Genomic DNA, 17,706 nt, shown 5'->3' with positions numbered 1-17,706 from the left:
AAACGGTAATGAGAGATGATTTTACTCGTAAACGATAATAAAAACAATTATCATTAACTAATCGAAGTTTGTATTTATTAATTTACCTCTGCTTATGAGTATCAATATGGCTAATATTCTCCTATCCTCTGAACGTAATCGTTATGGTCAAGACAGACCGCATTCTCCCTTGAATGCCCCTGAACTAAAAGACATCATCAGTCATATCAATGAAGAACATATAGATGAGCTACTAGGATTTTTAATCGCATTTACCCCTATATCCACTGCTGAATTGGATAATATAGAGGTACAATTGACGACGGTTTACGCTGAAGGGATGGAGTTACAAGTACAGCCAAAAAATGTAGAGTCTCAATCTGTTAATGCTCAAAACCACACTGACCATAGCCAGTCTTTTTTTATTGCCTTTCCCGCAGCCATTACCCATCCTGATGAGCTGCAAGTTCAATATATTGCGCTCAAACAAAGGGCAGATAAAAAGCTGGGTAAAAAAACCATCAAATTAATCAAACAAACCTTTACGGTGGAAAACCGCTATAAAGTCAGCGAAAACATGCTCCGTCTTGAACTAAGCATGCCCGAGTTAAGTAATAATGACCCATTAAACAAACAGCCCTCCTCAGTACCAATCAATGACGCAGGCTATGCTTACTTGTTTGATTTGGCGGACAATAGCGCCGCTAATAATAGCGCAACCACTGATATAGAGGACAACGCACGCTCTGCACGCGCTCATCGTTATTACACCTTAAGAAAAGCATGGCAAACGCCTACTGGCATACAAGCGTGGGTCGATGTGTTTCTTCATGGAGATACACTGGGCGGCAGTTGGGCTCAGTCACTACAAGTAGGTGAAACCATAGTCACCAAAAGAGAATTCCCTGAAAAAGTGGATCATTTGCGTGATGGTCAAGCGTTACTGATCGCTGATGAAACGTCTATGCCGACTGTCGCGAGATTGCTCGAGCTTTGGGAAAATCCGACACCGCCGTTAGTTGTTTGTGTCACACACAACGCGGCGGACCAACGTTATTTTGATAACGTAAAAATGCGTAGTGATATTGATCGCAGCATTGATAATAGTATTGACAGCAATAATGAGCGCACTATCAAAAACACCGTTAAGGACAACTTCACCGTACTTCCCATCGTCATCGATCAACAATGCTCAGGACAGCATTTAGCGTCCCTAATCGATAGTACGGTAGGTAATTATTTAACGGATCAGCCCTTAAAAATTGATAAGGTCTGGGGTGCGTTAGAGGCAAGCACTGTCAAGGCACTGCGTCCCATGCTCAGAGAGCGACTTGATCTTAGCCGTGCAGAGGTGGTGATAAAGGTATATTGGCGTCAGGATTAAACCCATAAAATATGGCTTGTTGACCGTAACCATCGAGCTGAAGATGACAGTTTTTCAGTATTCTCATGCACAGCATTCAACACTGGACTGTTCATGACTAAGGTTTGTAGTAGCAAAGCGTTGTACGCTATAGTCGTTATTTAGGACTTTATTAAAGCAAATCTCAACATTCCTCAACACTGTGCAAGAGTGCACGGTTATTTATTCAACTCAAGGACGATATATGAAAACCCTTAGAACACCTGATGACTGTTTTGTTGACCTGCCCGATTATGACTTTGCCCCAAACTATCTGATGGTCGATGACACCGAGGGCGGTGAGCTGCGTGTACATTATCTCGATGAAGGCCCAAAAGATGCTGACCCCATATTACTGCTACACGGCGAGCCTTCTTGGAGTTATCTCTATCGCAAAATGATTCCGATACTGACGGCTGCAGGACACCGTGTCATTGCGCCAGACCTCATCGGTTTTGGCAAATCAGATAAGCCAGCAGCGCGTAATGACTACACTTATCAGCGTCATGTTGACTGGATGCAATCGGTACTTGACCAGTTAGACTTGAATAATATCACGTTGTTCTGTCAGGATTGGGGTGGTCTGATCGGTCTGCGCTTAGTGGCAGAAAACCCAGATAAGTTTGCTCGGGTAGCCGCTGGTAATACGATGCTCCCGACTGGGGATCAAGATCCTGGCGCAGGGTTTCGCAAATGGCAGCAGTTCTCGCAAGAAACCCCGCAGTTCAATGTAGGCGCGACGATCAAAAGTGGTACCACAACGACGCTATCGCAAGCGGTGATGGCTGCATACGATGCACCCTTCCCTGATGAATCATATAAAGAAGGCGCTAGGCAGTTTCCTCTCCTTGTACCCACCACACCAGATGATCCTGCGTCAGAAAAAAATCGTGCCGCTTGGGGAGTACTGAGCAAATGGACAAAACCTTTTATCACACTGTTTAGTGACTCTGACCCAGTGACAGGTGGCGGCGACCGTATTCTGCAAAAACTCATCCCCGGCACCAATGGTCAGCAGCATGCGACTATTATCAACGGTGGACATTTTCTTCAAGAAGATCAAGGCGAAAAGCTGGCTGAGCTACTACTCAAATTCATTCTTGATAATCCTAGTGACTCTAAAGACTCGCCGTAAAGGGTATATATAAAATAGCTCATAAAAAAACACCCTGACTGTTTAAGTAGACAGTCAGGGTGTTTTTGCTAAAAAGTATCAGTCTTTATACGATATTTTTAAAAATATCATCGATGTACTTTTCTACCGCAGCCTCATCACTGGTAATCTGAGCATATGTCCTGAGACCTATGATCTGAATTTGAAGATAGCGTGCCAATTCAGTCGGGTTTTTCTCTGCGCTGATTTCACCATGATCAATAGCTTGTGCGAATAGCGTAGCGAATGAGGCTTCTATCCCTTCCAAAATCTCTGTGGCATGTGCCAACAGCGCTGGACTATCATTCTGAGTCAGCTCAGCGATCGTTTTTACAATCATGCACATACCGCTTGGTGCCGTCGCTTTATTACATACGATGACGGTATGGATAAAATGTTTTAATCCAGCAAGCACGGTGTCTTGTTGCTCGATACAGTCAGCCAAACGCTTGGCACCATCTGCCGCATAACGGTTTAAGGATTCTATAAAGAGCTTGTCTTTACTGCCAAAAGCCGCATAAATACTACCAGGATGCATATTGATGACGTCTTGCAGATTGCGCATCGAGGTTGCGTGATAGCCTTTTTCCCAATAGAGATTTTTTGCTTTTTCGATCACATCCTCGCGATTGAACTTTATTGGAGCACTCATAATTTTTACCTTAATAGCTTTGCCTCAAAATATATCTTAAGGCAAAGTTTATAGAATCAACCTTAGTTGCTGTTTTTAATCACTTTTTTATTATAAAGCTTATTAAGTCTTTTTGCTGTGATTAACTGTTTTTATCGAAATTCTGTGGGTAAAGCGCGCGTGCAGCAACCTCATCAAACTCAGTTTTAAAGTCGATGTTTTTAGGAATTTCACGCGCTTTTTGCACAGCAGGACGGGCATCAATAGTGGCAAACCAACGCTTTAGGTTAGGATAATTATCTAAACCTGCGTCGCCCAGTACCACCGTTGCCTTGTCTATCCAGCCCCACGCGGAGATGTCAGCGATTGAATACTCATCTCCAACCAGATACTCACGGCCTTCCAAATGGGTATCGAGCACTTCGTAATGACGCTCAGCTTCACGAAGATAGCGGTTCATCGCATACGGGATTTTTTCTGGCGCCTTGTGCCTAAAATGCACAGACTGACCAGAATAAGGGCCCAAACCAGTTGCTAAAAACATCAACCATGAGAGCATTTCACTACGGTCTTCTGACTGTCCTGCCAACAATCCTGTTTTTTCAGACAAGTACATCAAGATAGCGGTAGAGTCGAACACACGTTTGCCATCATCTTCAAGAGCAGGCGTTTTGCCATTGGGGTTGATAGCGCGGTACTCAGGCGTATGCTGTTCCCCTTTTAGGGTATCGACAGCAACGAGCTCATAGGGCAAACCAGTTTCTTCAAGAAACAGTGCCACTTTCATTGGGTTTGGCGTTTGGTGAAAATAAAACTTAAGCATAATCTTATCCTGTTACAACATGGTAGATGATCTGAAAATCTGATGACTATAAAAGGTATGAGAGATAACAAAAAATAGTCCCCGTGATCTGAAACGTTTTCTTATTGTCTAACAAATACTATAACTATAAATGAACGGTCGTTCAAGTAATAATATATCTAATACTGCATATTGATATGGTGGATTGCATACCCATACAGGCTACTCTATCCATCCTACTAACTAACGATAATAAGGGATTAAACATGTCTACATTAACGATTATTGCCAATATCACTGCCAAAGATGACAGCATTGCCCTAGTCAAGGCTGAACTCGAAAAACTCATACCACCTACGCGTGATGAAGAAGGTTGTCTTGGATATAATCTGTTCCAAGATAACGAAAACCCTGCTCACTTCATGTTTCATGAAAGCTGGGCCACGCGCGAGCTGTGGCAAATACATATGGAAAACCAACATCTAAAAGAATTTTCAGCCGCAACAGAAGGCGCTATTGAATCTTTCATACTGAATGAGATGACAGAGATTGGTTAATCTTTATAATCACTCAATGAGAATTAGAATTAGACCATAGGAATATTCATATAAAAAAGAGCGCTACTGTGCTCTTTTTTTTGGTAAGTGATTCTTGGTTGGTAAGATCGCATCGTGATCGTTTAACTTGCTTCATTAGCTTGACGACATTCGTTACTACGTCTGCCTTTACAAAGCACCACTTTCTCAGACCACTGATATTATTACTATAAATCCCACATAATAGAAAAATATAACTTCGCCGTTACAATTTAGTTGAACGATTACTCAAATATTTATTGAGCGACTGTTCAATATCATTTATAGTGGTTCTATTGACTCGGCTACAAAGCAATATTTCTGATTTTGAGTGAGCACTCAATTTAATCGTTAAATGTAAATCAGCAAATAAGCTTAACCAGCATAAAAATCTCAAACACACCAAATCTCAAATATACAATTAGGAATAATATTATGACGGATTTTACGCTTCACGATAAACAAAGCGCCCCACAAGAAAGCCAAGCCTTGCTTGATGCCTCTATCAATGCTTTTGGTATGGTGCCTAACCTACATGCTGTCATGGCTGAAGCGCCAGGTCTGCTAGAAGGTTATCAACGTCTGCATGAGTTGTTCCTGAAAAGTAGTTTCGATGATGAAGAGACCACTGTCGTATGGCAAACCATCAACGTCGAACATGCCTGCCATTACTGTGTCCCTGCGCATACGGGTATTGCTAAGAGCATGAAAGTAGATGACGCCATCACTGATGCACTACGTGATGAAACGCCGTTACCAACCGCCCGCCTAGAAGCCTTACGTGACTTTACGCTTTCTGTCGTACGTAATCGTGGTAACGTTGATGATAGCGCGGTTCAAGCATTTTTGGACGCAGGCTATACCAAACGCCAAATTCTAGAAGTCATTCTTGGTGCGGCTCAAAAAGTCATGAGCAACTACACCAACCACTTGGCGAATACCCCAGTCGACAAACCTTTCCAGAAATTTGAATGGCATAAAGCTGACTAATACGTTTTTCGGCTAACGCTGATACCGTCCATTTGATGTTTTCATACTGTTGTTCGAAACATCGTCGGGCAGCAGTTTTTCATTTTAATTTATCGCTAATGAGAGATCCTATGGAACAGGCAAAAAAACCCTTACAGATAGATATCGTGTCCGACGTTGTATGCCCTTGGTGCGCTATCGGCTATGCACAATTGGCTGAAGCACTAAAACAAACCAACACGCCGCATGAGATTCACTGGCATCCGTTTGAGCTAAATCCTAACACGCCAGCTGAAGGACGCAACTATCGTGAGCATATTATGGAGAAGTATGGTACGACTGCCGAGGACGTTAAAGAGAACCGAGCTAGAATGACAGCGGCAGGTGCAGAAGCTGGTTTTAATTTTCGATTTACCGATGAGTTTCGTACTTATAATACGTTTAATGCACATCAGTTGCTGCATTGGGCTGATCAGCAAGGACGTATGCACGACCTAAAACAAGCATTGTTTGTCGCGCACTTCATTGATAATCGCAATGTAGCTGACAGCGCTGTGCTTGCAGACATAGCTGCCGATATTGGACTCGATCGTACTGAGGCGCTCGCAGTCATCGAAGACCAACGCTTTGCCGATGTGATACGTGAGTCCGTACAGCATTCAAAACAGCAAGGTATTCAAAGCGTGCCATCAGTCATCTTTAACGGTCGCCATTTAGTGAGCGGCGCACAAGGCGTAGAAAACTATAAAAATATTATCGAGCAATTGACTGAGATGTCAGAATAAAAACCATAAACCTGATCTGATTTATCGATCGCACCCTACTGAGCACAGTCTACAAAAAGGTATCATCATTATGTCAAACTCTAATCATTACGAGCCACCTAGCGTCTGGACATGGGATGCAGAAAGCGGCGGTAAGTGGGCAAGCGTCAATCGCCCTATCGCTGGCCCAACGCATGAAGCAGCTCTACCTCGCGGCAAACATCCGTTGCAAATCTACTCAATGGGTACCCCTAACGGTCAAAAAGTCACTATTATGGTCGAAGAGTTATTGGCGTTGGGTGTAACAGAAGCTGAGTACGACGCGCATCTTATTGAGATTGGTGAAGGCGGACAGTTCTCATCAGGTTTTGTTGAGCTAAATCCAAACTCGAAAATTCCTGTACTTTTGGATACAGAGACTGGTAGTCGTGTGTTTGAAAGTGGCGCTATTTTATTTTATCTGGCCGAAAAATTCGGAAAACTGCTCCCCAAAGATGCCGCAGCACGCACTGAAGTGATGAACTGGCTCTTCTGGCTGCAAGGTTCTGCCCCTTACTTAGGTGGCGGCTTTGGACATTTTTACTCTTATGCACCAGAGAGGTTTGAGTATCCTATCAACAGATTCACAATGGAAGTGAAGCGTCAGTTAGATGTACTGGATCGAGAGCTGGCAGAACATCGCTATTTGGGCGGCGATGAGTATACGATTGCCGATATCGCCACGTGGCCTTGGTACGGCAATTTGATACTTGGTGAGGCTTATGATGCAGGAGAATTCCTACAGGTTGAAAGCTATAAAAATGTACGCCGCTGGGCAAAAGAGATTTTAGATCGTCTTGCTGTACAACGTGGGCGTAAGGTAAACCGCACTTGGGGCGAACCTTCTGAACAATTACACGAACGTCATGATGCGTCAGATTTTGAGCTAAAAACTCAAGATAAACTAAATGCTCAGACCACTGAAGAATCAAACAAATAGACGCTTTGCCTATTACTTACTCGCTTACTTAAACAGTTTTATTGGACAATGTTCAGGGTAATATTAACTTTTCCCATTGCTACTTTGGAGCACTGTAAACACCCCATACTTTTACAATTAAGACTGCTAAAGTAAGATTGTTCAATAAATGCTCATCATAAAATACTATTAAAAAGGATAACAACTATGTCAAATAATTATGCTCAAAAAATCAAAGCTGGTGCTACTTTTCCTGAAATGGAAGTACAGGTACTAGGTGGCGAAATGACAGAACTTGGCAAGCCTGAGAACGGTCATGACTGGAAGCTGGTGGTTGTCTATCGCGGCAAGCACTGCCCAATCTGCACAAAATATCTAAATACGTTAGAGACTGTGAAAAAGTCTTTTTATGACAATGGTATCGATGTCATTGCCGTGTCTGGCGACAGTAAAGAGCAGCTAGAAAATCATTTAGAAGAATTAGATATCAGCTTCCCTATTGCTTATGGTCTGACTATCGAGCAGATGAATACGCTAGGGCTTTATATCTCTGATCCACGTTCAGCGAAAGAAACGGATCATCCATTTGCAGAGCCTGCTGTATTTGTCATAAACGGTGAAGGCAAGATACAAATCGTTGATCTCTCAAATGCACCATTCTCTAGACCAGATCTTGAAGCATTGGCAGATGGCTTGGTGTTCGTTAGAAAACCAGAGAATAACTATCCGATTCGCGGCATGCATGGCTAAATAGCCCTACTTTTTATGGGCGATAGTTTTGGAAAAAGCGTATCAAGGTCATGCTTTGGTACGCTTTTTTATGGCAAAAATAATGCGTTTCATTAAAGTGGCTGTTTATTATTTGTTGTTAACACTCGTACACTGAGATTGATTTCTGCTAAAATCACACAGTAATATTATCAATACCTCATCACTGGTATGAGAAAAAGGACTTACTATGCGATTGAAATCAATCGTTCAAAAACTACATGAACGCGCCCCAAAACTGGGCAAAGCCGCATCACTTACCACAGCAACTGGCGTGATTACCTTTAATAGTATTTTGGCAGGACCTCCTGTATGGATAATGGGCGCCGCCAAAGCCATCACTGGCGCTGCTATCGCTGACAAAGCCGTTATCGATGTCACCAACTATTGGATCAATAGTAATAATGCCGTCATCGATAATGTCCTGCCGCGTAAAGATTGGCGTATCAGCTTGCCTGATGATGTACACACAGATGGTCAATACCTGCTGATGAGCAACCACCAATCGTGGGTCGATACCAGCATCATGCAATATATCAGCGAAAAACGCTTGCCATTGACGCGCTTTTTTACAAAGTTTGAGCTTATCTATATTCCGGTGATTGGGCAGGCTTTTTACTTTCTTGATTTCCCCATGATGCGCCGACATTCTAAAGAAGCCATTGCCAAAAATCCTGCTTTAAAGGGCAAAGATATCGAAGAGGCGAAACGAGCCTGTGCGCTACTCAAAGATAAGCCTTTCACTTTGCTAAATTATTTGGAAGGAACGCGCTTTACTCCTAGCAAACGTGACAAGCAAAACTCACCATATAAGCACTTACTTAAGCCCCGTGCTGGCGGATTATCACTTGCTTTGAGTGCCTTAGGCCCAGAGATCGACGGTATCTTGGACATGACGATTGTCTACCCTGATGGTATACCCACTTATAGTGACCTGTGGAAAGGCAACATCAAACGTCTAGGCGTCGATGTGCGTCATATCGAGATACCTGAAGGCTTATTTACTGCAATTAAAAATGGCGGTTATGAAACAGATGAAGCGATAAAAGCGCAGATGTTTGACTGGGTGGAGCAAGTATGGCACAAAAAAGATCAGCTCATCACAGACATGCTGGCTGAATTTGAGACCAAAGACTCCTAGTATAAAAGTGCTCGGTTCAAAACACTCAGTCCAGAAGCTTTCAATTGATTTTCCATATCAATAATCCTTATTATTTGATAACCTCGAGGTGTTCAGCACGTACCAATATGAGAAAGGTAAAACCATCTAATGATGAAATTTCGTGAAAAATGGTTTTGGGCGTTATGCCTTGCAATACTGGTACATGCTGGGGTTTTCTTTATTTTGTATTTCAATGCAAAATTCTCTGACACGCCAGAAATGGCTGACAATAGCACCAATACAGAGCTGCCAGCCACTGTCAGTACGATAACCTCACCGCCTAATGATAAGGTCTATACCACTACTGTCACAAGCACTCAAACGCTGGATAATAGGCATGATAGTGTAGCTAATGCCGATAGTATCGATAGCGTCAATACTGCTAGTACCTCTGATACTACTGGAAAAAATAAGACAGTAAATACAACCACCAATAATGATACGCCAATCGTCAGCTTAGAAAACACCAAAAAAGCAGCCTCGCAAACCTCTAACGCTATCGATGGCAATACCGAAAAAACAATACCCACCTCCAAAGCCACCACAGCACAAATCAGAAATTACTCACAAGAAAACAAGCCTCCAAGGCTTCAAACAGACGATTCTTCTCAACCAATTATCACGAGTGCTGATACTAATCTAGAGAACCTCAAAAACAATGCAGGTCTCCTAGAGATGGACGTGCCTACACAAAAAAGCACGGTCACAGTAGATAAAGATTACCTCTCGGCAAAATCTGAAGTAGAGGAAATCAACGACCAACTAAGCGCTGCTATTAACGAAGTTAAAAAACGTAATCAACAGAAAATTGATGACCAGCATCGGCCGAGAAATGAGGCAAACACCGAAGGTAATCGAAACCTTCCTGAAAACTCTAACTAAGATTAAAAGGTTTATGAGAAATAGCACAATAAAGCCAAATACCTTTATACATAAAAACCCCAGCAATTAACTGAGGTTTTTCAATCTCTTCAATAAATAGCCAATATTAAACTGTTAGCGCTCACCCAGACCTTCTGATAAGGTTTTGGTAATTGGCTTGGTGAGATAAGATAATACGGTGCGCTCCATCGCTTTGATATCGACAGAGGCTGTCATACCGGGCTTAATGACAATCTCATCACCGCGGCCTGCGAACTCAGCCCCATTTATCACAATCAATACGCGATAGTAAGGTTCTTCTCCTTTGGGCGTTTGCTCCATGAGCGTATCAGGACTGATATAGCTAACCGTACCATTCATGGCCCCAAAGATAGAGTAGTCATAGGCATCGAGTTTGACCGTTGCCTGCTGACCTTCTTTCACATAGGCAATATCAGCAGGACTGACCTTGGCATCGACAACCAAATCGCTACTGGTCGGTAGAATCTGCATAATCACCTCGCCCGGCTTAACCACACCGCCAATGGTCGTTACATTGATATTTTTGATCTTACCTTCTGTCGGTGCCATCAGACGCTTCTCCTCTAACACCTGAGCCCGATCTCGTAACTGCTCAAGCTCTGTATCCAGCTCTTCTTGAGCCTTGGTCATCTCGGCCTGTGCTTCTTCAAAGTACTTGTTACGCTTATTGTTGATTTGCGCTTCAATATCAGCGACCTGCCGACTCAGCTTGATGACATCGGCCTGACTGACATCGCCATATTCGAGTAATGGCTCGTTCATGCTAAGCTCTTGGCGCGCTAGTACCAGCATTTTTTCGAGAGAAGAGACATCTTCATTAATGGCCTGACGCCGACGGTTATAGAGCGCTCTTTGGTTCTGTACGTACTCAGGATAACTTTGTACGTCTTTAGGGAACACCAGTGGTGTTTCAAAAATTTCGGCATTTAACCTTGCCAATTTGGCCTTTAATGCCGCTGTTTTAGAGGCAGAATTATCCACCGCTGCTTTAGCACGCTCTTCTTCTAATACCACAAGCAGCTGACCTGCTTTGACCTCTTCACCCTCGACAACCGCTAGATCTGTCAACACACCGCCTTCTGATGCTTGAATCTCCTGCGTCCGCGCGCTTGCAATCACTGTTGCGGTAGCACGAGTAACCTGATCTATCTTGGCAAACGACGCCCAAACGATCAAAATGATAATACCAATCAAAGCGACCCAAATACTCAATCTGGCTTGACCAACTCTGGGTTTGGTGGGTGTGTATTTATACGATGACATATCTACTCCCCGTGATCGGTTATTGAGAATTTGGTGCTGCTAGGCTGTACGCTATTGTTCGTCGCCTCAAGCCCTTTTACTTTTGGGTCAGTCAATTGCTGCCTAGCTACTGGCTGCTTAGCTGCAGTAGGATTTGGTTTCACTTTAGCTGCTGGGCGACTGGTTTGATGCGCTGTTTTATTACTTTGTTGTGCAGTGACTTTTTGTTTTCCTTGCTCGTTTTTTTTCAGCTCATCGAGTACGGCCTGTTTTGGTCCATCTATAATAATGCGCTGGTTGTCCATGATAATGATGCGCTCAGCCAAGTCGAGCAATGCGGTCTTATGGGTAGACACAATAAATGTCTGTCCCTGAGTCAGCTCCTGCCGCAAAACCTGCAAGCAGCGCTGTTCTTGCCGATTGTCCATAGATGCTGTCGGCTCATCTAGCAAGAACACATCAGGCTTGGTCAATAACAAGCGAGTAAATGCTACCAATTGCTTTTGCCCACCTGACAGTCCTTTACCACCTTCACTAATCGGCAAATCAAGTCCGCTAGAATGGCTCGATACTAAGTTGATGAGTCCGGTTCTATGTAGCGTGTCTTGTAGGACATCATCATTGGGCGCTGCCATACCAATCAAGAGGTTCTCACGCAGAGTCCCTTGAAACAATCGATGGTCTTGCTGCAAGTAACCCAGACGCTCACTGAGTGTCTCACGGCTGACTTGATGTATATCAAGACCATCTAACAACACTCGGCCTTTAGTCGGTGCATACAATCCTGCCAGCACCTTTAATAGTGTCGATTTTCCTGAGCCAATAGGTCCAAGTATCGCTATGCGTTCGCCCGGTTTTATCGATAGCTGTGGAATGTTGATGGCGGGTCGGTCATTGTCTTTATAGTTAAATACCAGACCGTCACACTGATAGCCACCTTTAATATGTGTGGGTGACAACGGATAGGCCACGCCTTGGTTGTCTTGCTCTAGTGCAAACAGACTCTCAATGTTTAATTTGGCGGCTTTAGCATGAGCGTATTGCACCAGTAGATTTGGTATCGCCATAACAGGCGCCAACACTCTACCACCAAGTATCGAGCAGGCAATCAGTCCGCCCATTGTCATGTCACCTTGCATGACGACGAACGACCCGACTATCACGATACCAACGTAGCTTACTTGCTGTAGCATCTGCGTAAAATACGTTAAGTTATCATTGGCATGCTTCATATCCAAATCGTTTTTGATAGTCACATCCATCACATCAAGCCAACGCGAGAGAAACTTCCAACTACCCGCCCCCGCCTTTATAGTCTCAACACCTTCTACCGCCTCGACTAACAGACCTGTTTTATAATAAGAAGCCGTCGCGCCTTCTGCGGCAATGGCATCAATGCGTTTGCGCGCAATTAGTCCCATCGTAATCGCAATCACCGCTGCAACCACTGGTACGGCAGCCACTAAAGGTGAGCCAATAAAAGCCACCAAGGTAATAAAAATAATGGTCATCGGCAAGTCGACCAAGCCAAAAAGCGTACTGGCGGTAAAAAAGCTGCGCACTTGCTCGTAGCCACGTAATTGTGCTGCCATGGAGCCAACGGACCCCGGCATTTGGTCGATACGTACTTTGAGTAAACGCTGGAACACTTCTCGAGACAGATATTGATCGAGACCGACCACCACTTTATCCATAATTTTTGAACGCGAAAATTTCATAAACGCTTCAAACAAAATGACCAAAAGCACACCGCTTGCCAAAATGATAAGCGTGTACTCACTACGTGTCGGTATCACCCGATCATAGACCTGCATAGAAAACAAGGAGACTGCCAACGCCAGCATATTAATCAAAAAAGTGGCGATGACAGCTTCAACGAGAATGCCTTTATAATTGCCCAAATCAGATTTTAGCAAGTCAGAAAATGAGGCTTTGCGCTGCTGAATATGATCTTCTTTTAGGCGAATACGCAACACCAACGACAGCTCATCGGCGCGCACATGTACTTGCTGGTTTGACTGTCTAAAGTTCCAGATTTTTTGCGGGGTTTGACTGTCGATGACGCCCCAGCCTAACGCTGACTGATACGCCAGCAAGGGCAAAAAAGCCGCATCGGGCTGCTCTAATATCTCGGGTGTGTCATTAATGCCAATACCTTGTAACACAGCGATGACACCGCCTAACTCATGAATGCTTTGACCTTGTCTATCCGATAGCTCACTATGACGCTCAACGATATCATGGAGTCTTATATTATCTACTGGATAGCCCTGTTGCCCGAGCAAGTGCTTGATCGCATCGGTCAGCGTTTCAGTCAGATCAACCTGTTCAGACAGTGGTAATTCATTGCTGTGATCAACAGATTCAGACGTTGTCTTCTGCAAATGTGCACTCATATCACTCGCTTATTTCATTTTTTAGACAGTTGCTATATTCAAGATAGTCTAGAAAAATACTAAAGTCATTATTTTCGAGAAATGGCTATCTACGCTTTTCTATGACTTACCTATTTAGTTATTTACCATACTTTCTTGTTCAATTATCGGCGTAATACTGTAGTCCTCATTCAACATGAGATAGTGACCATTATCCAAATCTCGCTCGGCAGTCGCTGGTAGCCTAATCTCGATATACTGCTCTTCTGCTATATTGTCTCCGTAGCCAAACTCGTGACTCATGTTGCTGCTACCTTCTTGCTTATTGAGCCACTGTTTGACCGAATTTGTGGGACTAAATAAAGTGACTGGCTGACGATTGTGAGAGAACTGCTGCCACTGCATGATGCCAAAATCTACTTGCAGTCGATAAAATGCGCCCAGCATTTCTGCCCGAGTTTGTACCAACTGCACTTGATAATCATTATGCTCACGAACGGCATTGAGTACTTCTAACCATGACTTTCGCCCAGCAATAAACTGCCGACGATACGAGCTGACCACCAGCTGTGCACCAGCGACGGCAGCGACCAATGACGTCTCTCTATCTTTTGCACTGACAAACTGCTGGTACTGTACTTGAATGTTCTCTATCACATTACGGCGTGCTGCTTCTTGATTCTGTATCAGGCTGTTGACCTGCGCTTGTGAGGCGCGTGCTAGCGCAAAATTGGAAAATCCAGCACCGGGTGCATAACTCAAACCTAATGAAAACTTACCATCGTTTTCGTTATTTTCATGATAGTAAGCATGTTCGTACTGAGCATAAACGGTGGGATATTGAGCAGCTTTTTGTGATTCGACACCTTGCTTGGCAGATTCAATCTGGAAATGCTCTTTTACAACGGTAGGGTTATAAAAACCTGCTCGATCAAACGCCATTTTTTCAAAGTCAACAGATTGCTGCTTGGCTTGATTTACCAGTACCTTGATGTTCGGTACGCTCATAGCACTCATCTGAGACAACGGCTGACCGATGATTTGCTCAAGCCGAGCGGCGGCAATACGTTGCTGCTCAGCGGCAGCTTGATAAGCTGTCTGCTCCTGCAAGATACGATTGGTCACAAGATCAAGCTCAATCCTAGCCGACACCCCTTGACCGACGCGACGCTGCATCATGGCTTCAAAATCACCCAGTTCTTTTAGATTATCGACATGGACAGCTTGTTTTGCGACAGCTTGAATGTAGCTCTGCCAAGCATCAATGGTCGTTTTGGCGACTAGATTTTGTTGCTCGTAGATATATTCCACGGCGGCTTTATCATCAAATATGGCTTGATTGACATCTGCCGTGAGCTTGCCGCCCGTCCATAGAGGCTGGCGGAGGGTCACTTGTGAGACAAAATCATTGTCTCTATCAAAACCTGAGCTGACACTTGGCGTTGGCAACAGATTCAATTTGGCTGCGCTGATACCTTCTGTGGTTGCTTGTTGACTCGCGCGTGCCGACCCTACCAAAGGATGCGTCTGAATCGCTTGCGCAACCAGATTATTGATTTGCAAATCTTCTACCGCTGCTTTGGCAGGTATGGTAAAAAACAAGCACGCTGCCAAAAAAGCAGTCTTCTGACGCGATGTCAGATTATTAAATAGAGATTTTCGGTAACTCGTATTTTTCATATTCAGTTTCAGTGGTCAGCATTATGAACATCTTTTTGATGCGCTGTTTAGTGTCTATTTATTAAACCTTACTAAAACTTATGTGATAAGACAATCAGATAATAACTAAAATGATATTTATTTATTCCTTATAGAGAATTAGAATCAATCAGCGTTTTTAAGTCTATATTTTAAATACTGCTTTTTAGGATAAATGCGTGATAGCAGTATTTTTTCACTATATTCAAAATTAGTGATATAAAAAATCGCTGAGAATTTATTTTTCAAAAAATCAATAATTGTAATAGTGAAGTTAAAGTAATCAATAGTGAAATCTTCAGCATTAATCATAATTATTTAATAGCTTTGGCGCTTTTATTGATAAGCTTTGGATAATCTGCGCTTTTCAAAAAACGCTGATACGCGATTAATCCTGATAGATAGTGCTCCACGTCATCAATACGCACTCTAAATGAATGATGACGGATGAAAAACCCATGCAAGATGGTCTGCGGAGACTTATAGAACATAGCCATTTCTGGAAAGAAAAAACCGTTCATGAGGTGATTGGCACGCGCATGTAACGCTTGATAAAAGCTTTGAACATCAAAGTCTGCTAGCACATCGTGAAATTCTGGATAATCATCTAGCTTTAGTAGCATTTTGTGAAATGCCATGGATAGCTCAAGTAAGGTTGGAAAAGTAGTGATGCGATTTTTGATAAAGTCGACATACCCTGCCATATTATCGACCGCGAAACGAAAGTACTTTTTTTCAGGATTATAAATAATCAACTCGTTTGAACAGTAAGACAGCCAATGGTCATGGGCTTGGTGATGCTTGGCTGCTATAAAATAATCAAAGGCGCGCGTGACACAGTCAAGCCAACGCTCATCTTTGGTTAATCCGTACAAGCGCATCAGCGCAAATGCGGCCTCTCCATCATAATAAATAATGCGGTGTTTCGCTTTTAGCGTTAGATCTTTACTGTGCAATACGTGTACAAAGCTGCCGTCATCTTGTTGCATCGCGACGGTACCTACTGCTAACTTAGTGGCCAATGTACGGTAGTCTTCTGCAAACGGCATATCATTAAAGACCTGCAAGTACTTGACGATTGCTAATATCGCCACAGCATTTGCACCCAGTTTGATCTCTCCGCCTGTATCTACCACATAAGCTTTATCATCATATATTTGAATAAGCTCATTAATCAGATAGTTCATGGCTTTGTCAATATTAGTGTGCATTTCAGACAACGTCAGCTTAGCTGGCATCGCTGAAGCTTGACTTGATTTCGTGCTGTAGTCGTCATCAAAATCACTACCAAAGCAACGGCAAGCCTCATAACCCTCTATCAACGCATAAGTACTACTGGCATGGCGTAGACTATTGTAAGTCTGTATCGTACGATCAAAGCAAGGGAAATACCCATATACATACCGGCCTGAGTGCGTTATTTGTCTAGCAAGATACTGCGTAGACATCTCAATGATAGGCTGAGTATTTTCTGCCGATAGTGGCAACAGCTTACGATGACCTTTGCAACGCGGCTGAGTCTCAAGATTATGAAATGCTCCTGTCTTTCTATCTATGAATACACCTGCTGTATTAAAGCTGACGATGGGCAAATCATCGCTAAAATCTGGCATTTGACTACTGCCATGACGTGCTCTAACGTAAGTTGTCAGATTGTGGATATTGACACCAGCATGGGCGACGCTATTGCCTAAATACAGACATGCATTAGCATTTAACTCCATCTCAGTAAGCAGCAACCACGGCTCACGTACTCCTTCAAACGCAATTCCTGAGCGATAGTAATTGCGTTTAAAACTTTTTAAATATTGCTCAAAGCGTGACCAAGTCGTAAGTGCTGCCTGATTGATCCACTCAAGTCTAAGCCAAGCGATAGGCGTTTCAAACTTAGATGATAAATTAGTAATTTTTGCAATAATGATAGGGAGTATTTTTTTAAAATCAGCAAAATCATTAATACGACTTGCTTCATTTATATTCACTAAACCATCTATAAAGAATGTCACCGTTTTGGCTCTTGTGTAGCCATCGGATACGGATAACACAAAAGTATTAGGTAGAGTATCAAAAACAACATCTACCCCACTCTTGTTATTTATTTGATTAATATGTGTTTTTGACCAGTTATCATAAATCCTTGAGATATTTTCTTTCAAATAATTCACTAAGATAGTCGAATCTATATATTCATCCATGTTTTATTATCCTTTGTATTCTTGTACTTTATAATATTTTCAACTTAAAAAACAAGACAACTATATAAATCCTCTTTCCCTAAATACTATTAACTATATCTCAAAACAGCTAAATAAATAGCATAAAAAA

The 17,706-nt window shown here is 42.9% G+C and carries 15 protein-coding genes; 9 read left to right on the top strand and 6 right to left on the bottom strand.

Annotation, left to right across the window (positions count from 1 at the left end):
- Window positions 1-106 precede the first annotated feature (106 nt).
- Both ACTXGK_RS20955 and ACTXGK_RS20950 read left to right on the top strand, forming a co-directional pair.
- Window positions 107-1,363 (top strand): SIP domain-containing protein, encoded by a 1,257-nt coding sequence (locus ACTXGK_RS20955; RefSeq protein WP_443517195.1) that lies wholly within the window; start codon window positions 107-109, stop codon window positions 1,361-1,363.
- A gap of 223 nt (window positions 1,364-1,586) precedes the next feature.
- Window positions 1,587-2,516 (top strand): haloalkane dehalogenase, encoded by a 930-nt coding sequence (locus tag ACTXGK_RS20950; RefSeq protein WP_443517197.1) that lies wholly within the window; start codon window positions 1,587-1,589, stop codon window positions 2,514-2,516.
- Between the two features lie 85 nt (window positions 2,517-2,601).
- Here ACTXGK_RS20950 and ACTXGK_RS20945 read toward each other — a convergent pair whose 3' ends face one another.
- Both ACTXGK_RS20945 and ACTXGK_RS20940 read right to left on the bottom strand, forming a co-directional pair.
- A complete protein-coding gene (locus tag ACTXGK_RS20945) occupies window positions 2,602-3,186 on the bottom strand; it encodes a TetR/AcrR family transcriptional regulator (RefSeq protein ID WP_443517199.1) in 585 nt (194 codons plus the stop codon).
- Window positions 3,187-3,307: 121 nt separating this feature from the next.
- Window positions 3,308-3,988 carry a glutathione S-transferase family protein gene (locus ACTXGK_RS20940; protein WP_443517201.1) on the bottom strand — a complete coding sequence of 227 codons (681 nt, stop codon included), beginning with the start codon at window positions 3,986-3,988 and terminating at the stop codon, window positions 3,308-3,310.
- A gap of 245 nt (window positions 3,989-4,233) precedes the next feature.
- Between ACTXGK_RS20940 and ACTXGK_RS20935 the strand changes: the two genes are divergently transcribed.
- The 7 genes from ACTXGK_RS20935 (at window position 4,234) to ACTXGK_RS20905 (ending at window position 10,045) form a co-directional block, all read left to right on the top strand.
- Window positions 4,234-4,524 carry a putative quinol monooxygenase gene (locus tag ACTXGK_RS20935; protein ID WP_443517203.1) on the top strand — a complete coding sequence of 97 codons (291 nt, stop codon included), beginning with the start codon at window positions 4,234-4,236 and terminating at the stop codon, window positions 4,522-4,524.
- 453 nt (window positions 4,525-4,977) lie between these two features.
- Window positions 4,978-5,532, top strand: coding sequence for a carboxymuconolactone decarboxylase family protein (locus ACTXGK_RS20930; RefSeq protein ID WP_443517205.1), 555 nt, complete (start codon window positions 4,978-4,980; stop codon window positions 5,530-5,532).
- A gap of 110 nt (window positions 5,533-5,642) precedes the next feature.
- Complete coding sequence (locus ACTXGK_RS20925; protein WP_443517207.1) at window positions 5,643-6,296, top strand: DsbA family oxidoreductase; 654 nt, start codon at window positions 5,643-5,645, stop codon at window positions 6,294-6,296.
- 70 nt (window positions 6,297-6,366) lie between these two features.
- Window positions 6,367-7,254, top strand: coding sequence for a glutathione-dependent disulfide-bond oxidoreductase (gene yghU, locus ACTXGK_RS20920; protein ID WP_443517208.1), 888 nt, complete (start codon window positions 6,367-6,369; stop codon window positions 7,252-7,254).
- Between the two features lie 186 nt (window positions 7,255-7,440).
- The gene (locus ACTXGK_RS20915) at window positions 7,441-7,983 is read left to right on the top strand and encodes a peroxiredoxin-like family protein (RefSeq protein ID WP_443517210.1); all 543 of its coding nucleotides are present in this window, start codon (window positions 7,441-7,443) and stop codon (window positions 7,981-7,983) included.
- Between the two features lie 208 nt (window positions 7,984-8,191).
- Window positions 8,192-9,142: a 1-acylglycerol-3-phosphate O-acyltransferase, YihG family gene (gene yihG / locus ACTXGK_RS20910; protein WP_443517212.1), complete on the top strand. Its 951-nt coding sequence runs from the start codon at window positions 8,192-8,194 to the stop codon at window positions 9,140-9,142.
- Between the two features lie 129 nt (window positions 9,143-9,271).
- The gene (locus tag ACTXGK_RS20905; RefSeq protein WP_443517213.1) at window positions 9,272-10,045 is read left to right on the top strand and encodes a hypothetical protein; all 774 of its coding nucleotides are present in this window, start codon (window positions 9,272-9,274) and stop codon (window positions 10,043-10,045) included.
- 114 nt (window positions 10,046-10,159) lie between these two features.
- Here ACTXGK_RS20905 and ACTXGK_RS20900 read toward each other — a convergent pair whose 3' ends face one another.
- The 4 genes from ACTXGK_RS20900 to ACTXGK_RS20885 form a co-directional block, all read right to left on the bottom strand.
- The gene (locus tag ACTXGK_RS20900; protein WP_443517215.1) at window positions 10,160-11,329 is read right to left on the bottom strand and encodes a beta-barrel domain-containing protein; all 1,170 of its coding nucleotides are present in this window, start codon (window positions 11,327-11,329) and stop codon (window positions 10,160-10,162) included.
- A gap of 2 nt (window positions 11,330-11,331) precedes the next feature.
- A complete protein-coding gene (locus ACTXGK_RS20895) occupies window positions 11,332-13,704 on the bottom strand; it encodes a type I secretion system permease/ATPase (protein ID WP_443517217.1) in 2,373 nt (790 codons plus the stop codon).
- Window positions 13,705-13,818: 114 nt separating this feature from the next.
- Complete coding sequence (locus ACTXGK_RS20890) at window positions 13,819-15,363, bottom strand: TolC family protein (RefSeq protein ID WP_443517219.1); 1,545 nt, start codon at window positions 15,361-15,363, stop codon at window positions 13,819-13,821.
- A gap of 332 nt (window positions 15,364-15,695) precedes the next feature.
- On the bottom strand, window positions 15,696-17,576 hold the full coding sequence (locus ACTXGK_RS20885) for a hypothetical protein (protein ID WP_443517221.1): 1,881 nt from the start codon (window positions 17,574-17,576) through the stop codon (window positions 15,696-15,698).
- Window positions 17,577-17,706: the final 130 nt, after the last annotated feature.

This window comes from Psychrobacter sp. T6-5, from assembly GCF_052258485.2.
In the GTDB taxonomy this organism is placed as follows: domain Bacteria; phylum Pseudomonadota; class Gammaproteobacteria; order Pseudomonadales; family Moraxellaceae; genus Psychrobacter.
Note: the sequence above shows the minus strand (reverse complement) of the source record. Positions and strands in the feature narration are given on the sequence as shown.

Coding starts and splice junctions, on each gene's coding strand:
- ACTXGK_RS20930 (WP_443517205.1), top strand. CDS start 4,978: ATGACGGATTTTACGCTTCACGATAAACAAAGCGCCCCACAAGAAAGC.
- ACTXGK_RS20895 (WP_443517217.1), bottom strand. CDS start 13,704: ATGAGTGCACATTTGCAGAAGACAACGTCTGAATCTGTTGATCACAGC.
- ACTXGK_RS20900 (WP_443517215.1), bottom strand. CDS start 11,329: ATGTCATCGTATAAATACACACCCACCAAACCCAGAGTTGGTCAAGCC.
- ACTXGK_RS20925 (WP_443517207.1), top strand. CDS start 5,643: ATGGAACAGGCAAAAAAACCCTTACAGATAGATATCGTGTCCGACGTT.
- ACTXGK_RS20885 (WP_443517221.1), bottom strand. CDS start 17,576: ATGGATGAATATATAGATTCGACTATCTTAGTGAATTATTTGAAAGAA.
- ACTXGK_RS20905 (WP_443517213.1), top strand. CDS start 9,272: ATGATGAAATTTCGTGAAAAATGGTTTTGGGCGTTATGCCTTGCAATA.
- ACTXGK_RS20955 (WP_443517195.1), top strand. CDS start 107: ATGGCTAATATTCTCCTATCCTCTGAACGTAATCGTTATGGTCAAGAC.
- ACTXGK_RS20915 (WP_443517210.1), top strand. CDS start 7,441: ATGTCAAATAATTATGCTCAAAAAATCAAAGCTGGTGCTACTTTTCCT.
- ACTXGK_RS20950 (WP_443517197.1), top strand. CDS start 1,587: ATGAAAACCCTTAGAACACCTGATGACTGTTTTGTTGACCTGCCCGAT.
- ACTXGK_RS20890 (WP_443517219.1), bottom strand. CDS start 15,363: ATGAAAAATACGAGTTACCGAAAATCTCTATTTAATAATCTGACATCG.
- ACTXGK_RS20940 (WP_443517201.1), bottom strand. CDS start 3,988: ATGCTTAAGTTTTATTTTCACCAAACGCCAAACCCAATGAAAGTGGCA.
- yihG (WP_443517212.1), top strand. CDS start 8,192: ATGCGATTGAAATCAATCGTTCAAAAACTACATGAACGCGCCCCAAAA.
- yghU (WP_443517208.1), top strand. CDS start 6,367: ATGTCAAACTCTAATCATTACGAGCCACCTAGCGTCTGGACATGGGAT.
- ACTXGK_RS20945 (WP_443517199.1), bottom strand. CDS start 3,186: ATGAGTGCTCCAATAAAGTTCAATCGCGAGGATGTGATCGAAAAAGCA.
- ACTXGK_RS20935 (WP_443517203.1), top strand. CDS start 4,234: ATGTCTACATTAACGATTATTGCCAATATCACTGCCAAAGATGACAGC.